Below are 16,609 nucleotides of genomic sequence, written 5' to 3'. Positions count from 1 at the left end.
TGCCAGTGCAGGGCCCCCACGTCAGCCCCGATGATTCGCATGGGCTGCCTGGCCAGCTGATGCTCGAGGTTGAAGTGCTGCGGAGATGAGCAGGGCGGTGATTAAATCTGGAAAGAAAAAGCCCCGCACGGGGCGGGGCTCTTCTTCACGCAGGTAACGCTTAGGCTTGAACGACCGGAATCTGGGCGTTGGCCGCGGCTTCACGGAACTCGGCGATCTGGTCGAAGCTCAGGTAGCGGTAAACGTCGGCAGCCATGCTGTCGATGTCTTTCGCATAGACCATGTACTCCTCGACGGTCGGCAGCTTGCCGATAATCGAGGCGACCGCTGCCAGTTCGGCAGAGGCCAGGTACACATTGGCACCATCGCCCAGACGGTTGGGGAAGTTACGGGTCGAGGTCGACACCACGGTGGCCTTGGCTTCTACCCGTGCCTGGTTGCCCATGCACAGCGAGCAGCCGGGCATTTCCAGACGTGCACCGGCTTTACCGTAGATCTCGTAGTAGCCTTCTTCGGTGAGCTGATGCTGGTCCATCTTGGTCGGCGGCGACAGCCACAGACGGGTCGGCAGGCTGCCGTCGACTTTTTCCAGCAACTTACCGGCCGCGCGGAAGTGACCGATGTTGGTCATGCACGAACCGATGAACACTTCGTCGATTTTCTCGCCGGCAACGCTGGACAGCAGACGGGCGTCGTCCGGGTCGTTCGGCGCGCAGAGGATCGGCTCGTTGATCTCGGCCAGGTCGATTTCGATGATTTCGGCGTACTCGGCGTCTTTGTCGGCAGACATCAACTGCGGGTTGGCCAGCCAGGCTTCCATCGCCTGAGCACGACGCTCCATAGTGCGCGCATCGCCGTAGCCTTCGCTGATCATCCAGCGCAGCAGGGTGATGTTCGACTGCAGGTATTCGGCGATAGCCTTTTCCGGCAGTTTGATGGTGCAACCGGCGGCAGAGCGCTCGGCCGAGGCGTCGGACAGCTCGAAGGCTTGTTCCACGGTCAGCTCGTCGAGGCCTTCGATCTCCAGGATGCGGCCGGAGAAGGCGTTGACTTTGCCCTTCTTCTCGACGGTCAGCAGACCCTTCTGGATCGCGTAGTAAGGGATCGCATGGACCAGGTCACGCAGGGTGACGCCCGGCTGAAGCTTGCCCTTGAAACGCACCAGAATGGATTCCGGCATGTCCAGTGGCATGACGCCGGTGGCAGCGGCGAAGGCTACCAGACCGGAACCGGCCGGGAAGGAAATGCCCATCGGGAAGCGGGTGTGCGAGTCGCCACCGGTACCGACGGTGTCCGGCAGCAGCATGCGGTTCAGCCAGCTGTGGATGATGCCGTCGCCAGGACGCAGGGACACGCCGCCACGGGTGCGGATGAAATCCGGCAGGGTGTGGTGGGTGGTGACGTCGATCGGCTTCGGATAAGCCGCGGTGTGGCAGAACGACTGCATCACCAGGTCAGCGGAGAAGCCCAGGCACGCCAGGTCTTTCAGCTCGTCGCGGGTCATCGGGCCAGTGGTGTCCTGGGAACCGACGGTGGTCATCTTCGGTTCGCAGTAGGTGCCAGGGCGTACGCCTTGACCTTCCGCCAGACCGCAAGCCTTGCCGACCATCTTCTGCGCCAGGGTGAAGCCCTTGGTACTAGCGGCAGGCGGCTCAGGCAGCTTGAACAGGTCGGTTGGGCCCAGGCCCAGTTCGGCACGGGCTTTCTCGGTCAGACCGCGACCGATGATCAGCGGGATACGGCCGCCAGCGCGAACTTCGTCGAGCAGAACCGGGGTCTTCATTTCGAAGGTGGTCAGGACTTCGTCAGTACCGTGCTTGCAGACTTTGCCGGCATGCGGGTACAGGTCGATCACATCGCCCATGTGCATGTTCGAGACGTCGAATTCGATCGGCAGAGCACCAGCATCTTCCATGGTGTTGTAGAAGATCGGAGCAATTTTGTTGCCGAAGCAGAAACCGCCGGCGCGCTTGTTTGGCACGTTTGGCACGTCGTCGCCGAAGAACCACAGCACCGAGTTGGTGGCGGACTTGCGCGAAGAGCCGGTACCGACCACGTCACCGACGTAAGCGATAGGGAAGCCTTCGCCACGCATGGTTTCGATCTGCTTCATCGGACCGGTGACGCCTTGCTCGTCCGGCACGATGCCGTCGCGGGCCATTTTCAGCATGGCCAAGGCGTGCAGCGGGATGTCCGGGCGCGACCAGGCATCGGGTGCAGGGGACAGGTCGTCGGTATTGGTTTCGCCGGTGACCTTGAACACGCGCAGGCTGATCTTGTCAGCCAGGGTCGGGCGGTTCTTGAACCACTCGCCATCGGCCCAGGACTGCAGTACGCCTTGGGCGTGAGCGTTGCCATTCTTGGCTTTCTCGGCGACGTCGTGGAAGGCGTCGAACATCAGCAGGGTGTGCTTCAGTTGCTCGGCAGTCACGCCAGCCAGTTCGCTGTCGTCGAGTAGTTCGACCATGGTGGCGATGTTGTAACCGCCTTGCATGGTGCCCAGCAGTTCAACAGCGTGTTGCTTGCTGATCAGTGGGGAAGTGGCTTCGCCTTTGGCAATGGCAGAGAGAAAACCGGCCTTGACGTAGGCGGCTTCATCGACGCCTGGCGGCACACGGTTGGTGATCAGGTCGAGCAGAAAGGCTTGTTCGCCAGCTGGCGGGTTTTTCAGCAGCTCGATCAGGCCTGCGGTTTGTTCGGCGTTCAGCGGCTGGGGCACGATACCCTGAGCGGCACGCTCTGCTACATGTTTGCGATAGGCTTCAAGCACAGTTATTACCCTCATCAGTGGTCCCAAAGGGTTGTCCGGGACGCGATCCAGAAAACACTGAACCATGCGCCTGGTGGCTTTATGAGCCACTTAGCCAGGGTTTCAGGGATTTCTTCCAGAAGCTGTTTTCAAAGTTTTACGCCGGCAGGACGGGGTAGATGAGGGCTGGCGCGGGCTCCTGGAGTGGTCCAGGGGGCCTGCGCCAACATCGTACCTGCAGGATTGACTGTGCTCGTGACGCTTTGAAAACAGCTTCCAACGGACATTGGCGCCTATAAAAGGCGGGCCGAGTCTACTGCAAAGCGTGGATAAAGTTAAGCCAAAGCCCTGAGACATGTGGGGGTGAACTGACTTAGACAAAGGGCTAAGATGCCAGGCTGTTCGCTTGCATGTATCTGTCCTCGCTATGTCCAATCAGCGCATCAAAACACCCTGTGTCGGTCTTTGCTCCACTGTTTACGGTGATTTGGTCTGCCGTGGCTGCAAGCGTTTCCACCATGAAGTCATCAGCTGGAACCGTTACAACGACGAGGAAAAACGCGCCGTCTGGTTGCGCCTCGAGGTACTCCTGGTGCAGGTGATGGCGGCCAAGCTGGAAGTTTTCGATGCCGCTCGTCTGCGCAGCCAATTGGAACAACGCAAGATTCGCTTCGTGCCCCAGCAGTCACCCTATTGCTGGGCATACCAACTGATCGCTCGAGGTGCGCGGGTGATCAACCAGCTGGACGCCTATGGCATGGCCTTGCTGCCCGAGTTCCGCGATTGGGGCTTGCCGGAGCTGCGTGACGCCATTGATCGCGAGTTCTTCCTGCTGTCCGAGGCACACTATGAACGCTATATCGCCCCTCGCTTCCTGCGTGAGGGCATGCAGCTGGGCGTTTAATCGCCCAGTTGCAGTCTCGAATGCCAGCCTCACGCTGCCCGGTGGCCACTTGGCTCAACCCGTTTTGCCGGCAATTCATGGGGTTTGAGTATCAGCACGTCGCTGTTCAGCCGATCGAGCACCGTTTCTGCGGTATTACCGATCAGGATGCCTCCCAGTCCGCTGCGACCAATTGTGCCCAGTACGGTCAGTACTGCCCCCTGCTCGTTGGCAACCCGTGGGATCAACGTTTTGGCGGGGCCTTCACCGATATGCAGGTGGCGCTCGGCGAGCTCGTACTCATGCTGAAACCACTGGCACTGGTCATGACAGTGCTGGGCAATGGCCTGGTCGATGTGAATAGTCGGATCGGCCAGGGGTAGGGCTGGGGCCGAGTAGGCGCTGACCACATGCAGCTCAGCCTGGAACAGGCGACACCATTCGGCGGTGTAGTCCATGACATTGCCCTGCAGCGCACGGTGCTCCTGGTCCAGATGATCGACATCCATGGCAGCCAGAACGGTGCCGCCTTCCCAGCAACGCGGGGTATTGACCAGCAACAAGGGCGTCGATAGCGCACGTGACAGCTGCCAATCGTCCGGGAGCGTAAACAACTGGGCCAGCAGGGAGTCGGGACGGTGCTGCTTGATCACCAGGTCACATGCGTGGCGCTGGTGCGCCGCGAGAATGGCGGAGCAGGCGTGGTGTGGTTGCCCCTTGACCAGCTCGCCCTGGACCCGGAACCCCTCCCTGCGCAGTTTGGCCAGCAGCCCTTCGAGGTATTCGGCATGCCCCTCGTGTGGATCGCAGAGTAATAGCTGCAGCTCGGCACCTAAGGTTCGTGCGAGTTGTTTGCCGCGTAGCAGGGCTAAGTCTTCGGCAGGATCGGCACGCAGCATGACCAGGATTTTCTCAATCGAACGCATGGCAATCTCCTTCACAGATGGAAGCGTGATTGCGGGCTGGCCTCTCTTTTATTTATTGACTTAATCAAAAGGACAGCAGGTCTTGCCCGCGGTATGGATGAACCGACCGACTGGTTGCCTCGATTACTTAATCAAGGCAACCAGTCGGCTACCGCAGTCGATTCAGTTTGAAATGCGTACAGGATGGTTGTAGGGCCAAGTGTGGGCTTGGGTGTTTAGCGATGCGCTTCTTAGGGGTGGCGCAGTCAACTCTTCCAGATGAGTGATGACGTCGTTTGCTTTGAGTACCAGCACGTCGCTTTCCACGGAGTCGAGGATCATTTCTGAGGTGTTGCCGTACAGCGCACCGGCTACGCCGGTTCGGGCAACGCTGCCAATCACAGTGATGGCGGCCTTGAGTCGGTGCGCGAGCTGCGGAATCAGGAGTTCGGCCGAACCTTCCTCGATGTGGATATGTTGTTCGTCGATGTTGAACTCATCCTGGAAGGCTTGGCACTGCTCACGGTAATAGGACTGGATACTTTCCCTGAGCTGGTACATCGGGTCGGCAGCGGACTGCGTGGGGGAGGGGCAAGCGCTGACCAGGTGCAAGCTGCCACCGGTTAGCTGAGTGAGATCGAAGCCATGGCTGACAATCCCGGTCTGTAGAATACGGTGTTCGATATCACTGCTGCCCACATCGACGGCTGCGAGAATGACGCCTCCGGTCCAGGAAACAGCCGCTTTGACAATCAGAATGGGACAGGGGCAATAACGTAGAAGCGCCCAATCATCAGGCGAGAGAAAGGATTTGGTCAGTGGATTGTCCGGCTGGTGTTGTTTGATGACAAGACTGCAGCCTTGCTCTTGTTGGACTGCGATGATGGTTTTGTGCGGGTTGCCATTCCAGGCCTGTTGAGCGCTGACGCTGAATCCTTGGTCAATAAGGGCCTCCTGCATGTCGAGCAGGTGGGATGAAAGATCAGATTTCTTGTTACAGGTTAAAAGGTGCAAGTGTGATTGGGTCAGGTCGGCGATCGACTTGGCTCTCTCCAATATTTGCGCTTCGGATTGAAGGGGATCGATTACCACAAGTGTTCTGTGGATGGTTTTCATTGTTATCTCGATAGTTTTTTGGTGCGTTTTTGACAGAGAAAATCAGGCAGCCAAGAGCTCTACGCCTGTTGGGCACCGAAGGTGCGGCATGAGCGAAGAAGTGTGCTGGCATGGCTGAAGGTTCCTCGAAGGGCATCGCCCACATAGCGGGCAAAAACACAGGCAGCTGCACGTCGTGTCTTCACGGGAGCGGCATGTGTTGTTCTAGTGCGTTTGGATCAAAGGGCGAGCAATAAGACGCACTCTGGCAACAAACTCCAAAGAGGTGATTCCCTTCATTGGGTATGCGGGGCGATCAGCGAGCGCTTGGTGGTCGCTGTCTTGAGCATGCTTTCCGTAGTGCACGGGGCTCTGTGGCTATGAAAGGCGCTCATGACCGCTATGCGATAAGCATTGGGCCTGGGAAGGCGGGGCGTAAGTCGCGAGTGCCAACGAGAGTCTGGTTGCCGTCGAGTAATATGCCAAGGCATTCGGTCGGTTTGAGTATTCTCTTTACGCCTTAAGTATGTAGCTGCTTGTTCTATGAAGAGGCGGGCGTTTGTGTGCCCGCCGGCGGAATGGCGCTCAGCGCTGGGCAACCAGTTCTTCAAGGTGGGCGATGATGTCATCCGGCTTGAGCACCAGGACATCACTCTCCAGCGAATCGAGAATCACCTCGGCTGTATTGCCGATCAGTGCGCCGGAGAGGCCGGTGCGAGCGACGGTGCCAATCACTGTGACTGCTGCGTTCAATTGATGCGCGATTTGCGGAATCAATGAGTCGGCTGGGCCTTCTGCGACATGCAGGCGCTCGTCGGGCACATCAAACTCGGCCTGGAATGCTTTGCACTGTTCACGGTAGCGCGCCTCGATGGTTTCTTTCAGCTGAAAGGTCGGATCGGCGGCCGACAGCATTGGTGCTGGGTGGGCGCTGATCACATGCAGGTCGGCCTTGGCCAGGGCGGCGATGTCGTAGCCATGGCTGATGATGCTGGCGTGCAGGGTGCGATGCTCACCGTCGGCGTTGCCGACGTCTACTGCGGCGAGGATAACCCCAGCGTTCCAGGGTTTATCGGTTTTGACCATTAGTACCGGGCTTGGACAGTGGCGCAGCAGCTTCCAGTCTTCTGGCGTGAGAAGGGCTTTCTTCAGCGGGTTGTCGGGGAAATGCTGCTTGATCACCAAGCCGCAGCCTTCGGCCTGCTGCACGCTGATGATGGTCTGGTACAGGTTTTCATGCCAAGCCTGCTGGCTGGAGGTGTTGAAGCCCTCTTGCTTGAGGGTGGCGCAGAGGTCGCTGAGGTAGGTCGAGTGATCGTGTTTCTTATCGCAGACCAGTAGGTGGAGTTGCGACTGGGTAACCCCCGCGATCAGCTTGGCGCGTTTCAGTGCCAGGCCTTCCTGTTGGCCGGGATCCATTACCACCAAAATGCTGCGTATAGCTTGCATGATCGACTCCATACGAAATGAGTTGTACTGAAAACAACTATAGATGCACCCAGTAAAACGTGTTCTTGACCGGTATCAACGGCATGGCTGGTTGTTCCGGTCGCCATTCGTATAATGGTCCGCCCAGCGCGTCAGCCACCGTTGTCATCAAACTTTGTGAGCCTATGCAACTGCTACCCGAAATTGAAGCCTTCTTGCTCTGTCCTACCCCTGACACCTGGATTGCCCAGGCGCTGCAGAATCAGGACGTGATGTTGATTGATCACGCCAATTGCGAGAAGAAGGCCGCCTCTACAGCCTTGACCCTGCTTTTTCGCTATATCGAGAAGGCCGATTTACAGCACAACTTGTCGCGTTTGGCGCGTGAGGAGTTGCGCCATTTCGAACAGGTCGCGGCGTTGATGAAGAAGCGCGGCATCGCCTATCGTCCGGTCAGCGCGGCGCTATATGCCCAACGCCTGCACAAGCACATGCGCACCTCCGAGCCCCATAAGCTGGTCGACACCTTGATCGTCGGTGCCTTTATCGAGGCGCGTTCCTGTGAGCGGTTTTTCCGCCTGGCACCGCACCTCGACGAGGAGCTGGGACAGTTTTATCGCTCGTTGCTCAAGTCCGAGGCGCGGCATTATCAGGGCTACCTGAAAATGGCCCGGGATTATGCTGGTGGGTCGATTGATGAACGAATTGCCTTCTTTGCCGAGATCGAGCGCGATGCGATTCTCACCCCGGACAAGGAATTCCGCTTTCACAGCGGTGCGGCCGCCTAACCTGTCCGCAACGGACTGTCGTCAGTTGAGCTGAGTCAGCCGCTCCTCTCGATCAGCAGGCATTTGTCGCTGGCGGGATCACCGTCGACGGCTTGCGATTGCTGCGCAGGATGACCATGGCCAGCATTACCAGCAGCAGGGAGGCGATGGTCAGCACGAGAAACACGTGCTGCAGCGAGCCGGTGCTTTCGCGGATGTAGCCGGCCAGCAGGTTACCCAGGGTGCCGCCAAGGCCGAAGGCGACCATGCAGATACCGCTGATCTGCATGGTTGCGGTAGACGAATACTGCTGATTGACCCAGCCGGCGACGATGCCCCACATGGGGAAGTACATCAGGCCATAGCCGAAGCCCGCCACCAGCGCGAATTTGCTTGGATCGTAGATAAACGCCAGCAGTCCCAGGGCAAACCCGCTGAAGATCACCATCAGCGCAGTGCCATGGCCTTTGCGGTCGGCCAGCTTGCCGGTGATGAAGCCGGCCACCATGCCAGTGCCGCCAACCGTCGCCCAGGTGTAGCCGCCCAGTGCCGCCGGCAGCTGGAGTTCATCCAGATAGCTATTGAGCCAGTAGGAAAAGGGCATGGTGGTGAAACCCACCAGCAGGCAGATCAGGCAGGCGAACAGTGCAGTGCGCTCGCCGATGATGGTGGCGAACAGCCGGGACGTCGGGATCACCGCCTCGCGGGTGTCGATGTGACTGGGCGGCAGGTTGTGCAGATTCTTCAACAAGTGCCAGGTCAGGCCCACCACCAGAGCGCCGAACAGGCTGGCCAGCTGCCAGCTGCTCTGCCAGCCGAGTAGAGGTACCACCAGAAGAATCAGCAGACCGTTGATTGCATAGCCCCAGGCCGTGCCGCTCGAGGCGCAGGAGAGGTAGGTTGAGCGCAATTCGGCACGGGTGCAGCGGCTGATGATTTCGACGATGCAGCCCCAGCTGATCGCCGCACTGGCGGCCAGGCAGGTCAGTACCAGCGTGATCAGCACGGGGTCGCGCAGCTGCGACATGCTGAACAGCAGCGTGCTGGTGGTGACGCCGGTGATCAGGGCCAGGCGGCCGGTGCCGAGGCGATGGCCGAGCAGGCCGAGGAGCATGGCCCCGGCCAGATAGGCCAGCTGGGTTAGGGCACCGATGGTCGCCAGCTGCCAGGGGCTGATGTCGATGGATTCGCGCATATGAGGCATCAGGGCGGCGAACAGAAACATGCCAAAGCCGTGGCTGACAATCTGGTTGAGGCCGAACGTGGTGGGCATCCGCATCTTTTCGCTCCGTGACCGCTCGCCGGGAATTCGCATGGGGTGAGCTCGATTCTGGCGAACATAGAGGCTTGCCAGGGTTCAGTAAAACGATAAATATTGATCACTACTTTCAATAAGGTTGAATTCTGCCATGCGCGACCTGCCGATAGCTTTGCTGCGTACCTTCGTCGTGGTCGCCGAGACGCTCAACCTGACCAGTGCGGCCGCTCGACTGCATCGTGCGCCTTCCACGGTGAGCATGCAGCTCAGTCGGCTGGAGGCTCTGGTATCGGCCGAGCTGCTGCAGCGCGGTCAATATGGCGTCAGGCTGAGTCAGGCCGGAGAGCAGCTGAAGAACCACGCGCAGCAGCTGCTTAACCTGCATGACCGCATCCTCGGCACCTTCCAGCATGCCGATGTGGGTGGCCAGGTACGCTTCGGTACCCATGACCAGTACGCCACGCGCAGTCTTACTCCGCTGCTGGAAACGTTCGTCTTGAGTTATCCAGAAGCCTGTTTAGAGGTGGTTTGCGACCATCGGCCCTTTCACCTGGCGTCAATGGTGGCCGAGGGCAAGCTGGACCTGGCCCTGGTCGAGATGCCGGCCTTGTCGGAGGGTGGTCGCCGTCTGTTTCGTGATGAGTTGGTCTGGGTGCGCAACGAGGCGCACTCGACTCACGAGCGTGATCCCTTGCCGTTGGCGGTGTTTGTCGAGGGCTGTTACCACCGGGATTCCGCGCGCAAGGCCCTGGTCGAGGCGCAGATTCCGTACCGTATTGCCTTCACCAGTCAGAGCCGGGCCGGAGTGCTGGCGGCTGTACGCGCCGGGATAGGGGTCGGCATCATTCCGCGCTCGACTCTGGAGCCTGGCCTGCAGGTGATCGAGGACGGATTGCCGTCGCTGCCGGGCACTGACATCACTCTGTTCGTCGCCGATCAGGTTAACGAAGCAACCCTGCGTCTGGCGCAGACCATCGAGGCTAGCCCGCAATACCGGCGTTATGAGCAGCACGCCGCGATGCAGCGCTAAGGGTAGATCCTGCGGTAAGGGTCAGCCGAGGGGGAAGGGCGCCAACTGCCAGTCCGGGCCGTCGATCTGCAGCGCCCAACCCTGCTGGTCCCAATCGCCGAGGACGATACGCCGTGCCGGTGAGCCGTTGACCTGCAGCTGGTGAGTGGCGGGACGATGGGTGTGGCCGTGTATCAGCGTATGCACGCCATGCGCGGCCATGATGCGCGGCACTTCTGCCAGGGTGACATCGACAATGTCGCTGGCCTTCATACGGGTTTGTGCGCGGCTTTCGTTGCGCAGCTTGCGCGCCAGTTTGTGCCGGGTGGTCAGTGGCAGGTTGCGCAGGATGAACAGACTCAGCGGGTTGCGCAGCCAGCGGCGCATGCGCATGTAGGCCTGATCCTGGGTGCACAGGCTGTCGCCATGCATCAGCAGAACTTGCTCGCCCGCCAGTTCGACCAGGCTGGGGTCGGTCAGCAGGGTGCAGCCGGCTTCACGGCAAAACGCCTTGCCGATCATGAAGTCGCGGTTGCCATGCATCAGATAAATCTTCGTGCCGCTGTCACTCAGTTCTCGCAGGGCCTGGGCGATAGTGCGCTGGAAGGGTGTAATGGCATCATCGCCCACCCACACCTCGAAGAAGTCGCCGAGGATGTACAGCGCCTCGGCCTGGGGCGCACGGCTATGCAGGAAATGCAAGAACGCCCGGCTAATGTCCGGGCGCTCCTGTTCAAGATGCAGATCGGAGATCAGTAGGATCACTCAACGATCTCGGCACGCTCGATGATCACGTCGTCTACTGGCACGTCCTGGTGGCCGGACTTCATGGTGGTGGCAACGCCTTTGATCTTCTCGACCACGTCCATGCCTTCAACCACTTCGCCGAATACCGCATAGCCCCAGCCTTGTACGGTCGGTGCGCTGTGGTCGAGGAAGGTGTTATCGGCCACGTTGATGAAGAACTGCGCGGAGGCCGAGTGTGGCTCCATGGTACGGGCCATGGCGACGGTGCCGATTTTGTTGGAGAGGCCGTTGTTGGCTTCGTTCTTGATCGTTGCGCGGGTGGTCTTTTGCTTCATGCCCGGTTCGAAACCACCGCCCTGGACCATGAAGTTGCTGATCACGCGGTGAAATACGGTGTTGTCATAATGGCCGTCTTTTACATAGGCCTTGAAGTTGGCCACGGTTTCCGGGGCTTTGTCTTCGAATAGGTTCAGGGTGATGACGCCGTGGTTGGTGTGCAGCTTGATCATTGAAATAATCGCTCTGTCGAGAAAGTCGAAGGCCTGTCAGGGGATTGACCGCTTCGGCTATGATAAGCGCTTTGTTTTAGCCGGCCTACCCCGCGCCGTGCACCAGCATGATCAAGGACCCCATGAGCAAGCCAGAGACTGCCGCCGCTACGAACTTTCTTCGTCCCATCGTCCAGGCCGACCTGGAGAGCGGTAAGCACGCGAAGATCATTACCCGTTTTCCGCCGGAGCCCAATGGTTACCTGCACATCGGCCATGCCAAGTCGATCTGCCTGAATTTCGGCCTGGCCAAGGAGTTCGGTGGCGAGTGCAACCTGCGCTTTGACGACACCAACCCGGCCAAGGAAGACCAGGAATACATCGAGGCGATCAAGAACGACCTGCTCTGGCTGGGCTTTCAGTGGGCCGGGGAGGAGCGTTATGCCTCCAACTACTTCGACCAGTTGCATGACTGGGCTGTGGCGCTGATCAAGGCCGGCAAGGCCTATGTTTGCGATTTGTCTCCTGACGAAGCACGCGAGTACCGCGGCAATCTTACCGAGCCGGGCAAGAACAGCCCGTTCCGCGAGCGCAGCGTCGAGGAAAACCTCGACCTGTTTGCGCGCATGAAAGCCGGCGAGTTCCCCGATGGCGCGCGCGCGCTGCGAGCGAAGATCGACATGGCCTCGCCGAACATGAACCTGCGCGACCCGATCCTCTATCGCATCCGTCATGCCCACCATCACCAGACCGGTGACAAGTGGTGCATTTACCCGAGCTATGACTTCACCCACGGTCAGTCGGATGCCATCGAAGGCATCACTCATTCGGTCTGCACCCTGGAGTTCGAGGATCACCGCCCACTGTACGAGTGGTTCCTCGACAACCTGCCGGTGCCGGCCAAGCCGCGCCAGTATGAATTCGCCCGCCTCAACCTGAACTACACCATCACCAGCAAGCGCAAGCTCAAGCAGTTGGTCGATGAAGGCCACGTGCAGGGCTGGGACGACCCGCGCATGTCGACCCTGACCGGCTATCGCCGTCGCGGTTATACCCCGCAGTCAATTCGCAAGTTCTGCGACATGATCGGCGTCAACCGGGCCGGCGGCGTGGTCGATGTCGGCATGCTGGAGTTCAGTATCCGCGATGACCTGGACGCCAATGCCGCGCGTGCCATGTGCGTGCTCAAGCCGCTTAAGGTGGTGATCACCAACTACCCGGAAGGCCAGGTCGAGAATCTCGAGCTACCGCGTCATCCGAAGCAGGACATGGGCGTGCGTCAGCTGCCATTCGCCCGCGAGATCTACATCGACGTCGGCGACTTCGAGGAAGTGCCGCCCGCCGGCTTCAAGCGCCTGGTCCCAGGTGGCGAGGCGCGCCTGCGCGGCAGCTACGTGATCCGCGCCGACGAGGCGATCAAGGATGCCGACGGCAATATAGTCGAACTGCGCTGCTCCTATGACCCGGACACCCTCGGCAAGAACCCCGAAGGGCGCAAGGTCAAGGGCGTGATCCACTGGGTGCCGGCCGCCGAGAGCGTCGAGTGCGAAGTGCGTCTGTACGACCGCCTGTTCCGTTCGGCCAACCCGGAGAAGGCAGAAGAGGGCGCCAGCTTCCTCGACAACATCAACCCCGAGTCGCTGGTAGTGCTCAAGGGCTGTCGCGCCGAACCGTCACTGGCCCAGGCGCAGCCTGAGGAACGCTTCCAGTTCGAGCGTGAAGGCTATTTCTGCGCCGACATCAAGGACAGCAAGCCGGGTGCGCCGGTGTTCAACCGCACCGTGACCCTGCGCGACTCCTGGGCCTGACGCTCGGGAAGACTGATTGAAACCGGGCCAGTGCGCTGGTCCGTGATTGCCAAGGAATTCTGATGCTCTCGATTTACAACACGCTGACCAAAAGCAAAGACGTCTTCACACCGCTGGTGGGCAACCAGGTGCGCCTCTATGTGTGCGGCATGACGGTCTATGACTTCTGCCATATCGGTCATGCGCGGGTGATGGTGGCGTTCGACGTGGTTACCCGCTGGCTGCGCCATCGCGGCTACGACGTGAACTATGTGCGTAACATCACCGACATCGACGACAAGATCATCAAGCGCGCCCAGGAGAACGGTGAGCCCTTCGAAGCACTGGTCGAGCGGATGATCGCCGCCATGCACGAAGACGAGGCGCGTCTCAGCGTGCTGCGCCCGGATCAGGAGCCGCGCGCCACCGGGCACATCCCCGGCATGCACACGATGATCCAGAGCCTGATCGACAAGGGCTTCGCCTACGCCCCCGGCAATGGCGATGTCTACTACCGGGTCGGTAAGTTTGTCGGCTACGGCAAGTTGTCGAGGAAGAAGATCGAAGACCTGCGCGTCGGCGCGCGTATCGAAGTCGACGAGTCCAAGCAGGACCCGCTGGACTTCGTCCTGTGGAAGGGTGCAAAGCCCGGCGAGCCGAGCTGGCCGTCGCCCTGGGGCGCGGGTCGGCCGGGCTGGCACATCGAGTGCTCGGTGATGTCGACCTGCTGCCTGGGCGAGACTTTCGACATCCACGGCGGCGGCCCGGATCTGGTGTTTCCGCACCACGAGAACGAAATCGCCCAGAGTGAGGCGGCTACCGGTAAGCTCTACGCCAACGCCTGGATGCACGCCGGCGCGGTCCGCGTGGACGGCGAAAAGATGTCCAAATCCCTGGGCAACTTCTTCACCATCCGCGAGGTGCTGGAAAAGTACCATCCGGAAGTGGTGCGTTACCTGCTGGTGTCCAGTCACTACCGCAGCCCGATCAATTACTCCGAAGACAGCCTCAAGGAAGCCAAGGGCGCTCTGGAGCGCTTTTACCACTCCCTGCGCGGCTTGCCCGAGGTGCCGGCGGCCGGCGGCGAAGCCTTCGTCGAGCGCTTTGGCGCGGCGATGGACGACGATTTCAACTCACCGGAAGCCTGCGCCGTATTGTTCGAGCTGACTCGCGAGATCAATCGCCTGCGCGACACCGACCAGCAGGCGGCGGCCGGTCTGGCGGCGCGCTTGAAAGAGTTGGCTGGCGTGCTCGGCGTGTTGCAGTTGCAGCCCGATGCCTTCCTTCAGGCCGGCGCCGCAGGCAAGGTCGATGCTGCCGAAGTGGACGCTCTGATCGCCGCGCGCCTGCAAGCCCGCGCCGAGAAGAACTGGGCCGAGTCCGACCGCATCCGCGACCAGCTCAGCGCCATGGGCGTGGTGCTGGAAGACGGCAAAGGCGGCACGACCTGGCGCCTGGCTGAGTAAGTTACTTACTGAATTGAACAGGCCGCTTTCGAGCGGCCTTTTCATTGGTACTCGACATCTGCGGTTGCCCGCCAATGACGAGTGTCGGGCTGCTTGCCTGGGTTGGCGAAGCTTTTTATACCTTCAAGCCTTGTTCGCGCAGTCGCTTGTACAAGGTGTTGCGACTCACGCCCAGGCTCCTCGCCAGATAGGAAATATTCCCGCCACACGCCTCAAGCTGGCTGGCCAGGTCCTCCTCAGTGGTTGCCGTTAGTGCCGGTTGGGGGGCTTGGCTGATTGGCTCAGGCGCGATGGTCATCGCCTGCAAGTCTGCAAAAAAGTCATCCGGCAAATGCTCGGGCCGAATCTGTTGCTCGTCGGCCATAGCCAGGGCGATCTGCAGCACGCTGCTGAGTTGGCGCAGGTTGCCCGGCCAGGGATGGCGCTGGAACAGGGTCACTACCTCAGGGCTGAGCCCGGCCGATTGGTGCGCTTCGCGGTGGTAATCCCAGATGCGTTGGAACATCGCGGCCTTGTCCGTGCGTTCGCGCAGAGGCGGCAATTCCAGGTTCAGACCGCTGATGCGGTAATACAGGTCCTGGCGAAACAGGCCGCTGTCGACGTCCTGGCGTAGCGGGCGGTTGGTGGCCGAGATCAGGCGGATATCTACCGGGTACAGCTCGCTGCTGCCCAGCGGTTGCACGCAGCGTTCCTGCAAGACGCGCAGCAGGCGGGCCTGGACCCGCAGGGGCATGTCGCCGACCTCATCGAGAAACAGCGTGCCTTTATGCGCCTTGCGAATCAGGCCAATGCTGCCTTTCTGGTTGGCGCCGGTGAACGCGCCTTTTTCGTAACCAAACAGCTCTGATTCAACCAGTTCGGCGGGGATGGCCGCACAGTTCACTGCAATAAACGCCTGCTTGCTACGCGAGCTGGCGTGGTGCAGGGCTTTGACGAACACTTCCTTGCCGACCCCGGTTTCGCCATGCACCAGAATCGGGATGTCTTTTTCAAGCAGGCGTTCGGCCTGGCGTACCGCTTTATCGACACGCGGGTCGCCCAGGTTGATCGAAGCTAGGGTAAGGCCATTGCCAGTCTGCTCTGGTGGAGCACTCGGACGAAAATCCCGGGCTTGGATCGGCGCCGGTTGCTGCGGGCGATTGATCTGGGCATGAAAGCGAAAGCGACCACTCGCGCGCAGGTTGAAGGGTTGTGCTTCGGGCTGGTTGAGCAAGTACTGCAGCGGTACATCGAACAGGCTTTCGATATTCATCCGCGCCAGGCCGACGCCGAGCAGGCTGTCGGCGCGGCGGTTGGCTGAAACGATCTGACCCGTCTCGTCGAACACCAGCAGACCGGCCCAGGGACTGTTGAGATTGTTCAGGCTGGTGTTGAAGGTCAGCTGAAAATAGCGCTGCTTGAACAGGTTGAGAATCAGTCGGTTTTCTACCGACTGGCTCATCATCTTGACCATGCCGAGGGTGTGCGAGGGCGGCAGGTAGCTGTCACTGGAGACATCCAGCACTGCGATCATCTGTCGCTGCTCGTCGAAAATCGGCGAGGCCGAGCCCGTCATGAAGCGGTTGGCCTTGAGAAAGTGCTCGTCATGCTGGATGTGCACGGCCTGGCCGCAGGTCAGCGCGGTGCCGATGGCATTGGTGCCTGTGTAGCGTTCCAGCCAGTTGGCGCCAGCGACGAAGCCGGGGGCGTGGGTCGGTTCGATGAAGCGTTGATCGCCCCAGGATTGCAGCAATTGCCCTTGGCTGTCGGCCAGCATGATCAGGCAGTTGGAGTTGGCCATGATGTTGCCGTAGTAAGGCAGCACTTCCTTGTGCGTGGTCTGCACCAGTGCGTGTTGGCTCTCCAATAGCGCGGACACCTCGCCCTGGCCGGGGCGGACAAAACTGGGGGCGCTGTGGTGAGTCAAGCCAAACTCGCGGCAGCGCGCCCAGGAGTCTTGAATGACAGTTTCGTGGGAGGGCGCCTGGGCAGCTTCAGCCATAAGAAGGATGTTCCGTTTGTCTGCGTATCTATTGTTTTTATCAGTC

13 protein-coding genes are annotated in these 16,609 nt (G+C 60.2%); 5 read left to right on the top strand and 8 right to left on the bottom strand.

Features of this window, described 5'->3' with window-relative positions; translation table 11 throughout:
• Positions 1–160: 160 nt before the first annotated feature.
• A complete protein-coding gene (acnB, locus tag TMS3_RS13040; protein WP_025165718.1) occupies positions 161–2,770 on the bottom strand; it encodes a bifunctional aconitate hydratase 2/2-methylisocitrate dehydratase in 2,610 nt (869 codons plus the stop codon).
• A gap of 406 nt (positions 2,771–3,176) precedes the next feature.
• Here acnB and TMS3_RS13035 point away from each other — a divergent pair, with 406 nt between their 5' ends.
• The gene (locus TMS3_RS13035; protein WP_025165717.1) at positions 3,177–3,653 is read left to right on the top strand and encodes a DUF1289 domain-containing protein; all 477 of its coding nucleotides are present in this window, start codon (positions 3,177–3,179) and stop codon (positions 3,651–3,653) included.
• Between the two features lie 29 nt (positions 3,654–3,682).
• Here the strand turns inward: TMS3_RS13035 and TMS3_RS13030 are convergent, their stop codons facing one another.
• The 3 genes from TMS3_RS13030 to TMS3_RS13020 form a co-directional block, all read right to left on the bottom strand.
• Entirely contained in the window at positions 3,683–4,558 is an 876-nt protein-coding gene (locus tag TMS3_RS13030) for a universal stress protein (protein WP_025165716.1), read from the bottom strand.
• 162 nt (positions 4,559–4,720) lie between these two features.
• The gene (locus TMS3_RS13025; protein ID WP_025165715.1) at positions 4,721–5,653 is read right to left on the bottom strand and encodes a universal stress protein; all 933 of its coding nucleotides are present in this window, start codon (positions 5,651–5,653) and stop codon (positions 4,721–4,723) included.
• A gap of 564 nt (positions 5,654–6,217) precedes the next feature.
• Complete coding sequence (locus TMS3_RS13020; protein ID WP_025165714.1) at positions 6,218–7,081, bottom strand: universal stress protein; 864 nt, start codon at positions 7,079–7,081, stop codon at positions 6,218–6,220.
• A gap of 164 nt (positions 7,082–7,245) precedes the next feature.
• On the opposite strand from TMS3_RS13020, the gene miaE reads away from it, so the two are divergent.
• Entirely contained in the window at positions 7,246–7,848 is a 603-nt protein-coding gene (gene miaE / locus TMS3_RS13015) for a tRNA-(ms[2]io[6]A)-hydroxylase (protein WP_025165713.1), read from the top strand.
• A 52-nt stretch (positions 7,849–7,900) separates the two neighbouring features.
• Here the strand turns inward: miaE and TMS3_RS13010 are convergent, their stop codons facing one another.
• Positions 7,901–9,106 carry an MFS transporter gene (locus tag TMS3_RS13010; RefSeq protein WP_025165712.1) on the bottom strand — a complete coding sequence of 402 codons (1,206 nt, stop codon included), beginning with the start codon at positions 9,104–9,106 and terminating at the stop codon, positions 7,901–7,903.
• Positions 9,107–9,236: 130 nt separating this feature from the next.
• Here TMS3_RS13010 and TMS3_RS13005 point away from each other — a divergent pair, with 130 nt between their 5' ends.
• Positions 9,237–10,115 (top strand): LysR substrate-binding domain-containing protein, encoded by an 879-nt coding sequence (locus TMS3_RS13005; RefSeq protein WP_025165711.1) that lies wholly within the window; start codon positions 9,237–9,239, stop codon positions 10,113–10,115.
• A 21-nt stretch (positions 10,116–10,136) separates the two neighbouring features.
• Here TMS3_RS13005 and lpxH read toward each other — a convergent pair whose 3' ends face one another.
• The gene (gene lpxH / locus TMS3_RS13000) at positions 10,137–10,859 is read right to left on the bottom strand and encodes a UDP-2,3-diacylglucosamine diphosphatase (protein ID WP_025165710.1); all 723 of its coding nucleotides are present in this window, start codon (positions 10,857–10,859) and stop codon (positions 10,137–10,139) included.
• Positions 10,856–11,350 carry a peptidylprolyl isomerase gene (locus TMS3_RS12995; RefSeq protein ID WP_025165709.1) on the bottom strand — a complete coding sequence of 165 codons (495 nt, stop codon included), beginning with the start codon at positions 11,348–11,350 and terminating at the stop codon, positions 10,856–10,858. The genes lpxH and TMS3_RS12995 overlap by 4 nt, the downstream gene beginning before the upstream one ends.
• Before the next feature lie 122 nt (positions 11,351–11,472).
• Between TMS3_RS12995 and TMS3_RS12990 the strand changes: the two genes are divergently transcribed.
• Both TMS3_RS12990 and cysS read left to right on the top strand, forming a co-directional pair.
• A complete protein-coding gene (locus TMS3_RS12990; RefSeq protein WP_025165708.1) occupies positions 11,473–13,137 on the top strand; it encodes a glutamine--tRNA ligase/YqeY domain fusion protein in 1,665 nt (554 codons plus the stop codon).
• A 62-nt stretch (positions 13,138–13,199) separates the two neighbouring features.
• Positions 13,200–14,582 (top strand): cysteine--tRNA ligase, encoded by a 1,383-nt coding sequence (gene cysS / locus TMS3_RS12985; RefSeq protein ID WP_200929665.1) that lies wholly within the window; start codon positions 13,200–13,202, stop codon positions 14,580–14,582.
• 115 nt (positions 14,583–14,697) lie between these two features.
• Here the strand turns inward: cysS and TMS3_RS12980 are convergent, their stop codons facing one another.
• Positions 14,698–16,563, bottom strand: coding sequence for a sigma-54-dependent Fis family transcriptional regulator (locus tag TMS3_RS12980; RefSeq protein WP_025165706.1), 1,866 nt, complete (start codon positions 16,561–16,563; stop codon positions 14,698–14,700).
• Positions 16,564–16,609: the final 46 nt, after the last annotated feature.

Source organism: Pseudomonas taeanensis MS-3 (genome assembly GCF_000498575.2).
GTDB classification, from domain to species: Bacteria; Pseudomonadota; Gammaproteobacteria; order Pseudomonadales; family Pseudomonadaceae; genus Aquipseudomonas; species Aquipseudomonas taeanensis.
The sequence above is the reverse complement of the archived record's forward strand: the minus strand, read 5'-3'. Positions and strand labels throughout refer to the sequence as shown.